General features: G+C 46.8%; 15 protein-coding genes. 8 read left to right on the plus strand and 7 right to left on the minus strand.

All coding sequences use genetic code 11. From position 1 onward, the window contains the following. Positions 1-71 precede the first annotated feature (71 nt). Complete coding sequence (gene gdhA / locus QM717_RS06785) at positions 72-1,415, minus strand: NADP-specific glutamate dehydrogenase (protein ID WP_415036168.1); 1,344 nt, start codon at positions 1,413-1,415, stop codon at positions 72-74. Between the two features lie 265 nt (positions 1,416-1,680). Here gdhA and QM717_RS06790 point away from each other — a divergent pair, with 265 nt between their 5' ends. After that, positions 1,681-2,469 (plus strand): THC0290_0291 family protein, encoded by a 789-nt coding sequence (locus QM717_RS06790; protein WP_415036170.1) that lies wholly within the window; start codon positions 1,681-1,683, stop codon positions 2,467-2,469. 136 nt (positions 2,470-2,605) lie between these two features. On the opposite strand, the gene QM717_RS06795 is transcribed toward QM717_RS06790, so the two are convergent. Further along, positions 2,606-3,769 carry a cystathionine gamma-synthase gene (locus QM717_RS06795; RefSeq protein WP_415040081.1) on the minus strand — a complete coding sequence of 388 codons (1,164 nt, stop codon included), beginning with the start codon at positions 3,767-3,769 and terminating at the stop codon, positions 2,606-2,608. A gap of 201 nt (positions 3,770-3,970) precedes the next feature. Then, positions 3,971-4,426: a DinB family protein gene (locus QM717_RS06800; RefSeq protein ID WP_415036172.1), complete on the minus strand. Its 456-nt coding sequence runs from the start codon at positions 4,424-4,426 to the stop codon at positions 3,971-3,973. A 75-nt stretch (positions 4,427-4,501) separates the two neighbouring features. Between QM717_RS06800 and QM717_RS06805 the strand changes: the two genes are divergently transcribed. The 7 genes from QM717_RS06805 (at position 4,502) to QM717_RS06835 (ending at position 9,960) form a co-directional block, all read left to right on the plus strand. After that, positions 4,502-4,852 carry an arsenate reductase family protein gene (locus tag QM717_RS06805; RefSeq protein ID WP_415036174.1) on the plus strand — a complete coding sequence of 117 codons (351 nt, stop codon included), beginning with the start codon at positions 4,502-4,504 and terminating at the stop codon, positions 4,850-4,852. After that, the gene (locus QM717_RS06810) at positions 4,852-5,742 is read left to right on the plus strand and encodes a DMT family transporter (protein WP_415036176.1); all 891 of its coding nucleotides are present in this window, start codon (positions 4,852-4,854) and stop codon (positions 5,740-5,742) included. The genes QM717_RS06805 and QM717_RS06810 overlap by 1 nt, the downstream gene beginning before the upstream one ends. A 79-nt stretch (positions 5,743-5,821) precedes the next feature. Continuing rightward, complete coding sequence (locus QM717_RS06815) at positions 5,822-6,673, plus strand: YicC/YloC family endoribonuclease (protein ID WP_415036178.1); 852 nt, start codon at positions 5,822-5,824, stop codon at positions 6,671-6,673. 74 nt (positions 6,674-6,747) lie between these two features. Further along, entirely contained in the window at positions 6,748-7,320 is a 573-nt protein-coding gene (gmk, locus tag QM717_RS06820) for a guanylate kinase (protein WP_415040082.1), read from the plus strand. Positions 7,321-7,371: 51 nt separating this feature from the next. After that, on the plus strand, positions 7,372-7,953 hold the full coding sequence (gene nadD / locus QM717_RS06825; RefSeq protein WP_415036180.1) for a nicotinate (nicotinamide) nucleotide adenylyltransferase: 582 nt from the start codon (positions 7,372-7,374) through the stop codon (positions 7,951-7,953). Then, positions 7,950-8,636 (plus strand): hypothetical protein, encoded by a 687-nt coding sequence (locus QM717_RS06830; protein WP_415036182.1) that lies wholly within the window; start codon positions 7,950-7,952, stop codon positions 8,634-8,636. The genes nadD and QM717_RS06830 overlap by 4 nt, the downstream gene beginning before the upstream one ends. Before the next feature lie 328 nt (positions 8,637-8,964). Further along, positions 8,965-9,960, plus strand: a complete 996-nt coding sequence (locus tag QM717_RS06835; protein WP_415036184.1) for an NAD(P)H-dependent glycerol-3-phosphate dehydrogenase — start codon at positions 8,965-8,967, stop codon at positions 9,958-9,960. Between the two features lie 58 nt (positions 9,961-10,018). Here the strand turns inward: QM717_RS06835 and QM717_RS06840 are convergent, their stop codons facing one another. From QM717_RS06840 to QM717_RS06855, 4 genes are all read right to left on the minus strand, one after another. Then, positions 10,019-10,432 carry a hypothetical protein gene (locus QM717_RS06840; RefSeq protein WP_415036186.1) on the minus strand — a complete coding sequence of 138 codons (414 nt, stop codon included), beginning with the start codon at positions 10,430-10,432 and terminating at the stop codon, positions 10,019-10,021. 114 nt (positions 10,433-10,546) lie between these two features. Continuing rightward, a complete protein-coding gene (gene pheS, locus QM717_RS06845) occupies positions 10,547-11,566 on the minus strand; it encodes a phenylalanine--tRNA ligase subunit alpha (RefSeq protein WP_415036188.1) in 1,020 nt (339 codons plus the stop codon). A gap of 89 nt (positions 11,567-11,655) precedes the next feature. After that, positions 11,656-12,012, minus strand: a complete 357-nt coding sequence (locus QM717_RS06850) for a hypothetical protein (protein ID WP_415036190.1) — start codon at positions 12,010-12,012, stop codon at positions 11,656-11,658. Then, positions 12,012-12,548 carry a hypothetical protein gene (locus tag QM717_RS06855; RefSeq protein WP_415036192.1) on the minus strand — a complete coding sequence of 179 codons (537 nt, stop codon included), beginning with the start codon at positions 12,546-12,548 and terminating at the stop codon, positions 12,012-12,014. Before QM717_RS06855 ends, QM717_RS06850 begins: the two co-directional genes overlap by 1 nt. Positions 12,549-12,670: the final 122 nt, after the last annotated feature.

A 12,670-nucleotide genomic window follows, 5' to 3' on the forward strand; every position in this document is an offset into this window, starting at 1 on the left:
GTAAATGTAAAATAAAAACCCCTTTTCTCGGATGAAAAAAGGGGTTTCGGGTTGCGGGGGAACCGCAAATATTATACGACGCCTTGACCGAGCATGGCATCGGCTACTTTTACGAATCCGGCGATGTTCGCGCCTTTGACGTAATCTACGTAACCGTTTCCGTCAGCTCCGTACTTCACGCAAGCCGCGTGGATGTTGAGCATGATGTTGTGCAGTCTTTCGTCTACTTCTTCTGAAGTCCAGCTCAAGCGCAAAGAGTTCTGTGACATTTCGAGACCTGAAGTTGCCACACCACCTGCGTTAGACGCTTTTCCTGGTGCGAAAAGGATTTTGGCCTTGGTGAATACTTCCACCGCCTCCGGAGTCGATGGCATGTTTGCGCCTTCCGCCACACAGATACAACCGTTGTTCACGAGCATTTTGGCTTCTTCTTCGTTGAGTTCGTTTTGGGTTGCACATGGCAAAGCCACATCGCATTTCACTTCCCATGGACGTTTTCCGGCCACGTATTTCGCGTTCGGGTATTTTTTAGTGTACTCGCTGATACGTGCGTAGTCTACGTTTTTGATTTGCATCACGTGTGCCAATTTCTCGGCATCGATTCCGTCTGCATCGTAGATGTAACCGGCAGAATCCGACAAAGTCACGACTTTACCACCCAACTGGGTTGCTTTTTGTGCCGCGTATTGTGCCACGTTTCCAGAACCAGAAATGACAACGGTCTTGCCTTGGAAGCTGTCGCCTTTGGTTTCTAACATCGCCTGTGCAAAATAAACGTCGCCGTAACCGGTTGCTTCAGGACGGATCAACGATCCGCCGAAAGAAATTCCTTTTCCGGTCAAAACACCGGTGAATTCGTTTCTGAGACGCTTGTACTGTCCGAACATGTAACCTACTTCACGTCCGCCCACACCGATGTCACCCGCAGGCACGTCTGTATCGGCACCGATGTGTTTCGACAATTCGGTCATAAACGCCTGGCAGAATTTCATGATTTCGTTGTCTGATTTTCCTTTCGGGTCGAAATCAGAACCGCCTTTTCCACCGCCCATTGGCAAAGTGGTCAAAGAGTTTTTGAAGGTTTGCTCGAACGCCAAGAATTTCAAGATGCTCAAGTTAACCGATGGATGGAAACGGATCCCTCCTTTATATGGACCGATGGCAGAGTTCATCTGGATTCTGTAACCGCGGTTCACTTGCGTGTTTCCGGCATCATCCAGCCAAACGACGCGGAACATGATCACGCGCTCCGGCTCGACCATTCTTTCGAGCAACATTTTGCCTTCGTATTTTTTATTTTGTTCGATAAACGGGATGACAGTTTCGGCAACTTCCTTTACAGCCTGCATGAATTCTGGCTCGTTCGGGTTTCTTTTGGCTACTGCATCAATAAAATTGTTAATGCTTTGTGACATGATTATTAGATTATTATACGTTTAAGAAAACGTTTTCGTTTGTACGCGGCAAATATACATTTTATAAAAAATATACGTTATCTATTTTTGGTTTTTCTGAATTGATTTTGCTTATCGTTAATAAAGGATTACCAATTCTGTTTTTCTGATAGGCTTTTAAACCTTTTTATGCTTTTTTTCGTTGATAGCCAAGTATTTTTTTATTTTATTTTAGAAGTGAATGATGTTTTTATATATTTGTCGGGAAATGATTAATCTTATGCAAATGCCCAAGTACCTTATCATAACCTTATTATTGCTGTTTGGTTATACATATGAAGCGAAAGCCCAATTTGGATTTTCGCATGAAATAGGAGCCATTGTAGGTCCGGTCGCTTTTCAGTCAGATTATGGTGAAAGACACGACTTTTCTACAAATGCTGGTAACACAGGATACGGAATCGGATTGATCCATTACCTCAACTTCTCGTACAAGGCAGAATGTAACTGTTATACGCCAGAAACATATTTCAACGACCACTTCAAACTCAGAAGCGAGTTGTCTTACAACAAGACCAAACTCAAGCACTTCGGGGAATGGGTCGATGACAGCAAACAAAAACTCTTCAACAAACAATTGCGTGCGATGCGCGGCAGCACTGCGGTGACCAACATCGGAATGCAACTCGAATATTTCCCTTTGAGTATCCGTGACTTTACGGCCACCATCGGCGCTTGGGCTCCATTTGTGAGCTTGGGCGGACAATTCAGTTTTTACGATCCGGAGGCGACCTCAACCATTGGCGATGGCCGTTTGAACCAACCTTCGACTACCCCGATCAAATATTACAACGCCACACAAAACGACGGCGGAACGGTATGGTCTGTGGTCGGAAGTATCGGAACCCGTTACAAATTGGCGCCTTTGTCTGATTTGATGGTCGATTTGAGATGGCAATACTACTTCTCGAACTGGGTGGACGGACTCAACCCGAACCCGGACATCTACACCGAAAACAAAGCCAACGACTGGCTCGTTTGGTTCAACGTAGGTTACATTTATTACTTGCAATAGGATTCATAAAATATAAAAGAAAAGCCCGATCGTTTGATCGGGCTTTTCTTATTTGGATTATCAGATCTTCAGATTATCAGACAATCGTCCCATAGTAAATTCTGAAAATCTGACTTTCTGAAAATCTGATGATCTATTAAGCCAACGCTTGTTTCAAGTCTTCAATCAAATCTTCGGCGTCTTCGATGCCTACGCTCAAACGAACCAGGTCGTCGGTGATCCCGATTTCTTTGCGTTTGTCTTCCGGAATCGAGGCGTGTGTCATCAAAGCCGGATGGTTGGCCAATGATTCTACGCCACCGAGTGACTCCGCCAATGTGAATACTTTGAGTTTTTCGAGGAAGCTGATCGCATCTGCCTTGGCACCCGAAACAAAAGTAAACGACACCATTCCGCCGAAACCGCCCATTTGTTTTTTAGCAATTTCATGGTACGGATGGCTTGGCAATCCCGGATAATAAACCGTCTTGATTTTTGGGTGGTTGCTCAAGAACTCCACCACTTTCTCCCCGTTCTCGCAATGGCGTTGTACGCGCAAGTGCAAGGTTTTGATGCCACGCAATACCAGGAACGAATCCATCGGGCCGAGCGTGGCACCGGTGGCGAATTGCTGGAAATGCAACTGCTCGCCGAGCGCCGCGTCTTTGATGATCAAGGCGCCTGCAATCACATCGGAATGCCCGCCCAAATATTTGGTTGCCGAGTGCATCACGATGTCTGCCCCCAGATCCAAAGGTTTTTGCAAATAAGGGGTCGCAAACGTATTGTCGACCGCGAACAGGATGTTCTTTTCCTTGGTGATTTTGGCGATTGCCGCAATATCGGCGAGCTTCATGAGTGGGTTGGTCGGTGTTTCGACCCAAACGAGTTTGGTGTTTTCATTGATCAACGACTGGAATTTGTCGAGGTCGTTCATGTCCACGAAATGGAACTTGATGCCCGAATCTTTGTAAATTCTGGTAAACATGCGGTAGGTTCCGCCATAGAGATCGTCCATCGCGATGACTTCGTCTCCGGCCTTGAACGAACGCAACAAGCAGTCGGTTGCGGCGAGTCCCGATGAGAAAGCCAGTCCGCGGGTTCCGTTTTCGATGCTCGCCAGTGCATTTTCCAAAGCGGTTCGCGTTGGGTTGGCGGCGCGGCTGTATTCATAATCCGGGTTGATCGGTTGTCCCGGGCTGTGTTGTACAAAAGTCGAGGTTTGGTAAACCGGCGGCATCACGGCTCCGGTGCTCGGATCGTGGTGTTGCCCACCGTGTATGGTTTTGGTGTTAAATTTCATTACTGTTGAATCGTTTATTTGTTGAATCGTTTAATCGATGACTTGGTTTGTGATGCAAAGGTATTTTATTGGTTGGAGAAATATTCGGGTTTAACGATTTTTTAGCCCCGATTGTAGCGGAAATCCTTTTTTAGAAGGATTGCCCTGAAGCAACGCGGAAGGGAAATCTTACTTCTAAAAAAGATTGCAGCGGAAAGCGGGAAAAGCTCCTAAAAAAATTCAAACAAACTTCCGAATGCCCATCATAATGCCCGTGTGCACGCCTTCGTGGTAATAGTTGAATGCCATCGCGTCTTCGGCGGTCTTGAGGTTGAAACCCGTCATCGTCGTGAATTCGTTGTAATCCTTGAAGATTCCGGCGGCAAAATCCTTTTCGGTCTGATCGATTGTTGTGGTAAGCAATGTCCTGATTTCATCGACTTCCTGTTGGTTCAGGTCGCGTTCGGGTTTGGTGCCGCGTTTGTAGGCATCGACCATTTCCTTGGAAACCATCATCGGCAAACCCGACAAATTGTAGACGAGCATTTGCTGCACAACGACAATGTGTGCGATATTCCAAATCAGGTTGTTGTTGAATCCGTGCGGGACTTTGTTGAGTTGCTCGAGCGTGTAATCGTCGAGGAATTTGGCGAGGATTTTTCGGCTGGTCCTCGTGATGGCAAAAGTGTCACCCATTTTTTAAATTTTTCGATAAAAATAAGCATTTTGATTGTCAGATGCATTTTCTTTGCACCCAGAAATACTGTTTTTATGAACAAAATTTACCATCTCGGCACTTGCGACACTTGCCGCAAAATCATCCAATCGTTGCCTTCGACCGACGGCTTTGTGCTACAGGACATCAAGACCGAACCGATCACCGAAAAGCAACTCGACGAAATGAAAAAACTCGCCGGAAGCTACGAGGCGCTGTTCAGCCGCAAAGCGATGCTGTACAAATCGTTGGGTTTGAAGGACCAAAACCTGACCGAGGCCGATTACAAGAAATACCTTCTCGAACATTATACTTTTTTGAGCCGACCGGTTTTCCTGATTGACGGCAAGATCTACATCGGCAACAGCAAAACCAATGTCGCCAACGTCATTGCCGCCTTGAGCTGATGGGCAAACGCAATCTTGCCTTACTGGCCGCGACCTGCGTCTCGATCATTTACGGCGTCACCTTTACGGTGGCCAAGGACGTCATGCCCGAATACGTCGGTGCCTTCGGGTTCATCCTGATGCGCGTGGGCGGTTCGGCCTTACTGTTTTGGCTGTCATGGTTGGTGGTGCCCAAAGAGAAAATAGACCGCGCAGATTTTCCGAGGATCATTGCCGCGGCCTTGTTTGGCGTGGCGCTCAACATGTTGACCTTTTTCAAGGGCCTGAGTTTGACATCGCCCATTTCGGCGGCCGTGATTATGGTGACCACGCCGATCATCGTTTTGGTACTGTCGGCCATCATCATCAAGGAAAAAATGCGCAAACGCAAGGTTTTTGGCATCGTACTCGGATTGGTCGGGACGGCCTTTTTGATTTTGTACGGCAAATCGGTGGGCAGCGCGACCAACGCCGGTCTCGGGAATTTGCTCGTGTTCGTCAATGCGGTTTCGTACGGATTTTACCTGATCCTGGTCAAGAAATTGATGGAAAAATACAATGCATTTACTTTTGTCAAGTGGATTTACACCTTTGGTTTTTTGATGGTGCTGCCTTTCGGATGGAACGAATTCCACGCGATTGATTGGGCCTTGATGCCGACCGACATTTACCTCAAAGCGGCTTTTGTAGTGGTGATTTCTACTTTCCTGACCTATCTGCTCAACTTGATTTCGATGAAAGAACTGAGTCCATCGACCGTTGCGGTTTTCATTTACCTGCAACCTTTGTTCGCCACCATTTTCGCCATCGGATTGGGTAAAGATGAATTGTCTTGGGTCAAAATCATTTCGGCAGCGCTCATATTCATCGGCGTTTACCTGGTCACACAAAAGCAGGCAAAAACGACTTGAATTCGAATAAAATTCATGCCTTCGTGGCCGAACTTTAACTATATTTGTTTCTCTTTTTGGAATACCTATGATACAATCAATGACTGGATTCGGCAAAGCCAGCGTGCAATTGCCCACCAAAAAAATTACCGTCGAAATCAAATCGCTCAACAGCAAAGGGCTTGACCTCAACGTTCGGATGCCATCGGCTTACCGCGAAATGGAATTGGGTCTGCGCAATGAACTCGCGCTCAAACTCGAACGCGGCAAGATCGATTTTTCGATTTTTGTGGAAATGACGGGCGAACAGACCTCGACCAAGATCAACGTACCGATCGTCAAGGCTTACATTGCCCAGATGCGCGAAGTATTGGGCGACCATGCCGACGAGACCGAACTCATGAAAATGGCCGTCCGCATGCCCGACGCACTCAAAACCGAACGCGACGAAATCGACGACGAGGATTGGAACGACATCCAGGGCGTGATTGAAGAATCGATCAAAAACATCCAGCAATTCCGCATTGCCGAAGGGACGGCGCTCGAGAAGGAATTCCTGCACCGCATCGCCAACATCATGACGCTGATGAACCAGACCGTCGCGATGGACGGCGAGCGCATCGAAACCGTCAAGACGCGTTTGCAGGCGGCGATCGAGGAACTCAAGGTGACTTTGGACGAGAACCGTTTCGAACAGGAACTCATTTTCTACCTCGAAAAGTACGACATCACCGAAGAAAAAGTGCGGCTCGAAAACCATTTGAACTATTTCATCGAAACACTCGCCGGCACCGAAGCCAACGGCCGAAAACTGGGTTTCATCACGCAGGAAATGGGTCGCGAGATCAACACGATGGGTTCCAAATCGAACCATTCGCAGATGCAGAAACTCGTCGTGCAAATGAAGGACGAACTCGAAAAAATAAAAGAGCAAGTGCTCAACGTATTATAAAATTGGCCACGAATTCGCGAATTATTTGTTTTTAAATTCGTGAATTCGTGGCAAAACACGCATCCCAACACAACATGAACAAAGGAAAACTCATCGTCTTTTCGGCGCCTTCGGGATCGGGAAAAACGACCATCGTCAGGCATTTACTCGGACTCGATGATTTGGATCTCGAATTTTCAATTTCGGCCACCTCACGCGAGCCGCGTGGCCAGGAAATCAACGGAAAGGATTATTATTTCATCTCGCTCGACGAATTCAAGAAACACATCAAGGCCGAGGATTTCCTCGAATGGGAGGAAGTATACCGCGACAATTTCTACGGTACGCTCAAAAGTGAAATCGAACGCATCTGGGCGCAGGGCAAAAATGTCATTTTCGACATCGACGTCGCGGGCGGACTGCGCATCAAACGCAAATTCCCCGATGAAACATTGGCTGTTTTTGTCAAACCGCCGAGCATCGACGAACTCAAGATCCGTCTCAAGAAACGTTCGACCGAAAGCGACGATAAGATCAACATGCGTATCGCCAAGGCTTCTGTCGAACTCGCTACGGCACCGCAATTCGACAAGATCATCAAGAATTATGACCTCGATGTGGCCAAAAAGGAAGCCTACGAACTGGTCAAAGATTTTTTAAAAAATTAAGCCTCGCCAATAGCTCAGCTACTCAGGCACTCAGGCACTCAGGTACTTAAAATGAAAATCGGACTCTATTTCGGCACCTTCAACCCCATCCATGTGGGCCACCTGATCATCGCCAACCACATGGCCGAGTTTTCCGGTTTGGAACAAATCTGGATGGTCGTCACGCCGCACAATCCGCACAAGCAAAAAGACACTTTACTCGGCGACAACATCCGCCTCGAATTGGTGTACCTGGCCACCGAAAATTTCCCAAAGATCAAGCCTTCCGACATCGAATTCCGTTTGCCACAGCCCAATTATACGGTGCATACGCTCGCACACCTGCAGGACAAATTCCCGCAGCACGAGTTTGCATTGATCATGGGCGAAGACAACCTCAAATCGCTGCACAAGTGGAAAAATTATGAGGTGATTCTGGAAAACCACGCCATTTATGTGTACCCGAGACTCGATTCCCAAGCGGAAAATATCGAATTTCAAAACCATCCTAAAATCCACCTGATCGATGCACCGGTCGTAGAAATTTCATCGACTTTCATCCGCGACAGCATCAAGCAAAAGAAAAACGTTCGGCCCTTATTGCCCGAGAAAGTGTGGGAATACATCGACCACAACAATCTGTACCGCAAATGAGACGGCCGTTTTGCGCGCCATTGTTTTTCCGCTACCGACGCCGTGGAAACGCTTGGTCGAAATCCTCGAAATTGTACTTGGCCGCAGCCATTTCGCTTGGGGTTGGGCTGCTGCTCGACAGTCTGTTTGAAAATCGGTTTTATTGGCTAATGGTTGTGGCCGTACTCACTTTTTTCATCGCGCAGATTACCAATTACTTCGAATACAAACCGCTCAACGGCACATTGGATGGCGATTTCAAAATCAACGAAGACCATTTCGAAATCCAAGGGCAAGCCTATGCCTATGAAAACATCAGCGATTTCAAATTCAAGATTGTCGATTATTACGGAGAATCAGGCAGGAGTAGCGATTATGGCGGACCTTACAGCCAAGGCGTGGGCAATTGGATTTCGTTTACCGAATCGGAAACACCTTATAAATTTCATTTCCAATTTTATTCGGATCCGCACATCGACGAATTTTTCGAAGCGCTGATCAAACTATTACATCAGGACAAATTGCCGTACGACAAAAAACACCTTTCCCAAATTCCGCACGGGTTCGGCGGCTACGGATTTTACCGGGATTACATCGGCAAACTCATCGCCGAAAGAAAAATCGACTGTACCGCAGGATTGCTGCTCATCGGCTACGATTCCGACGACGAAGCCAAGGCGTTGCGGGCCAAATATTGCGTCTAAAAATCAAAAGGCGTTCAAGAGCAAACTCTGAACGCCTTTATCAAATAACCCCAAAACAAAACTTAACTAACATAACCGGTCTCCCGATTATATGTAGGATAACGCACGAATGTCCGCGTCATTGCCCGCCAAATCATAATATTGCGTTAAAGTTACTTTTAACGGTCGTGGATTAATCGGTCTTTTCGTTTTTTCCTTTGCCTATTTTGAGTATTTTTGGGTTGATTTTTTAGGAGCTTTTCCCGCTATACGCTATTATCTTTTACGGCTTCCGCTGCGCTGCAGCCGCAAAAGGATAACCGCTGCTATCGGGGCTAAACACCAACCCATGAAAGAACATCCAAAATTTGCGGTCATCGGCGGCGGAAGCTGGGCCACGGCTATTGCCAAAATGTTGTGCGTCAACCTTCCCGAAATTGCGTGGTACATGCGCAACGACGATGCGATCCAGCACCTCAAAACGTACCATCACAACCCGAACTACTTGAGTTCGGTTGAGTTCAATATCCAGAAATTAAAACTCACGAGCGACATCAACGAAGCAGTGGCCTATGCCGATTATGTGATTTTCGCGATCCCTTCGGCCTTCCTGAGCAAGGAACTCGAGAAAATGACCGTGAGCCTCAAGGACAAGGTTATTTTTTCGGCCATCAAAGGAATCGTTCCCGAGACGAGCCTCATTGTGGGCGAACATTTCCACGATACGTACGACATCGATTATGACAACATCGGGGTCATTACCGGACCTTGCCACGCCGAGGAAGTCGCGCTCGAACGTTTGTCTTACCTCACCATTGCGTGCGGCGACCAGGAAAAAGCAAAGGTCATGGCCCAACACCTCTCGGGCAATTTCATCAAGGCCAAGATTTCGGATGACATCATCGGGACCGAATACGCCGCGATGCTCAAGAACATTTATGCCATCGCCGCCGGAATCGCTCACGGTTTGGGCTATGGCGACAACTTCCAGTCGGTTTTGATGAGCAACGGCATACGAGAGATGAAAAAGTTCATCCGTAAGGTGCACAAGATGAAACGCAACATCAACAATTCGGCTTATCTGGGCGATTTATTGGTGACCGGTTATTCGGTGTTTTCACGCAACCGCATGTTCGGGAACATGATTGGGAAAGGCTATACGGTCAAATCGGCCATGCTCGAGATGAGTATGGTGGCCGAAGGCTATTATGCCGCCAAAAGCGCCTGGGAACTCAACCAGAAATACGGGGCCAAGACGCCGATCATCGATGCGGTACACGCCATTTTATATGAAGGAAAAGAAGCGAAGAAAGTATTCAAGAAACTGACCGAGAAACTCGATTAAAACGATGTATAAAAAAGAAAAGGGATAAATCATTTTGACTTATCCCTTTTTTATTTTCTCAATCCCTTCCTGTAATCACGCCCGGTTTCCACAAATGCGGGACTTCTTCGGTATTGCCGTCATGGATGGAATTGGCTGTAAAAAAGTATTTGCGGTCGTATAAAGTATTGCCGATAAAAAACGTGAGCATGAATTCGTTGTTGAGTGCCAAAACGCTGTCTTCGATCATCTCGATTTTGACAGCAGACACCGAAGGCATCTCAACCAAAGCGTGGCGCATCAGCGATGTCTTGCGCATCTCACCATTGAGCGTTCCGAATGCCTTTGAAACCACCATAATGTCGTGCAAATCCTCGTCGGAATCATTGACGAGGTAAACGTTCCACACGTCGATGCCAAAATCGTCGTTCCATTCCTTGACCGCGGCCATGAAAACGTTTTTGACTTCGGGAATTGAAATATCTTTTCTCATTTTGAATCGTGATTTATAACGGAATGCCTTAGCCCGGATTGCAGCGGCATCCTTTTGCGGAGTTTACGAAGCAAAAGATACAGCGGAAAGCCGGAAAAAGCTCCTAATAAAACGCTAAATGCTCGCCTTAAATTGCTCCAAGAAACGCACATCGTTTTCATAAAACATGCGGATGTCACCGATTTGGTACAGCAACATCGCTATCCTTTCGATGCCCATCCCGAAAGCGAATCCGTTGTATTCATCGGGGTTGATGCCACAGTTCTTGAGTACGTTCGGGTCGACCATACCGCAACCCATGATCTCTAACCAGCCGGTTCCTTTGGTGATGCGGTAATCGGTTTCGGTTTTGAGGCCCCAGTAAATATCGACTTCGGCACTCGGTTCGGTGAACGGGAAATAGGACGGACGCAAACGGATTTTCGATTTGCCGAACATTTCCTTGGTGAAATACAGCAAAGTCTGTTTCAAATCGGCAAACGAAACCTCCTTGTCGATGTACAAACCCTCGACCTGATGGAAAATACAGTGCGAACGCGAAGAAACGGCCTCGTTGCGGAACACGCGTCCCGGCGAGATCGTACGGATCGGCGGTTTGTGGTTTTCCATGTAGCGTACCTGTACCGACGATGTGTGCGTGCGCAGAAGTACATCGGGATTGGTCTGGATGAAAAACGTATCCTGCATGTCGCGCGCCGGATGGTATTCGGGCAGGTTCAATGCGGTAAAATTGTGCCAGTCGTCCTCGATTTCGGGTCCTTCGGAAACGTTGAAGCCGATGTTGGCGAAAATGTCGATGATCTGGTTCTTGACGATCGAGATCGGGTGACGCGAACCGATCGTGAACGGCTCGGCCGGACGCGTCAAATCGCCATAAATCCCTTTGATTTCCTCTTTGCTTTCGAGCATTTCGGAAATGGTCTTTACTTTGTCCTCGGCGGTTTGCTTGAGTTCGTTGATGATTTGGCCGAATTCCTTTTTCTGGTCGTTCGGTACATTCTTGAACTCGGCGAACAAATCCTTCAAAAGTCCTTTGCTTCCGAGGAATTTGATGCGGAATGTTTCGAGCGTTTCCTTGTTGGATGTCTCGAACGCTTTGGCTTCGGCGATGTATGCTTTAATCTGATCGATCATTTGTGGTAAATTAAGAGCGCAAATTTAGTTTTTTTTGCCACGAATTACACGAATTTGCGCGAATTATTGCGACACATTTGCTTCGGATTCTAGTCGATGTATTGCTTCTCGAGGAAATAATTGACAATCGCCTCTTTCATCAAAACCGATTGTTCGCCTGCCTTGAGCGCGGGCAATTGTTCCTTGACATTGTAATGCGGCCAGCCTTCCTTGTCGACATAGTCGAATTCGTAATAGCCGTAGGGCTCGAGCAATCGGCAGATCGCAATGTGCATGAGGTTGAGCTTTTCGTCTTTCTTGTATTTTTTATGGATTTGACCGAGTTCCTGTACGCCGATCAGGTAAATGATCGCATCGAGGTCGAGGTCCTCGCCTTGTGAAAATTGGTTGGAAAGCCTATCGACGAGCGTTTCCCAGCGTTCCTTGAGTTGTATATCTCTTGACATTATTGGTATTCTATGGTAGTAATTGTAATTGGGGTTTCGCTATGGGCGTACCTCCTTTTGATCATGGTTGGAAAATCTTCGCTATTGTAATTGATTTCGCAGACAATGTTAATTGGTGCTCCCAGTTCTCCCACAGTGTAGTATTCGTTCCCAATCAGGTTATTGGTGTTCAGCCCGTCAATTGCCTGGTCAAAATAGATCAGGTTGAAATATTTGTTCATATTCTTGAACGGGTTATTCTTTTGGTCATGCGTATACGCTTGATGCAGACTGTATGGTGATTTGTTGGCATAGGTAAAGCTTTCTAATGCTTCTGATATATTTCCGCCTTCGAATGTATATTGCGTAGTGATATATGGTATATAGTTCCCCTCGTCAAAATAGAACTTCTTTCTGAACTTTAAGTATCCGTTTTCATATTCGAATTCTTCACGCGCATTGTAACTGTCGACCTGCGAGGTCTTCGATATTAGCAAATCGCCTTCGTATGCCAACGTATAGACATTTTCCTGTACATTGTTCACGAAATAGGTCATACTTGTTATTTTTTCCCCTTGATAGGCAAATTCACAACGGTAATTGGCACTTTCAAAATCTTTCAAGCGGTTATTCTCATAATGGAATCTTACAAGATAGTTGGTGGTTGATCCATCGCTGT

The organism is Flavobacterium sp., from assembly GCF_047602195.1.
Lineage (GTDB): Bacteria > Bacteroidota > Bacteroidia > Flavobacteriales > Flavobacteriaceae > Flavobacterium.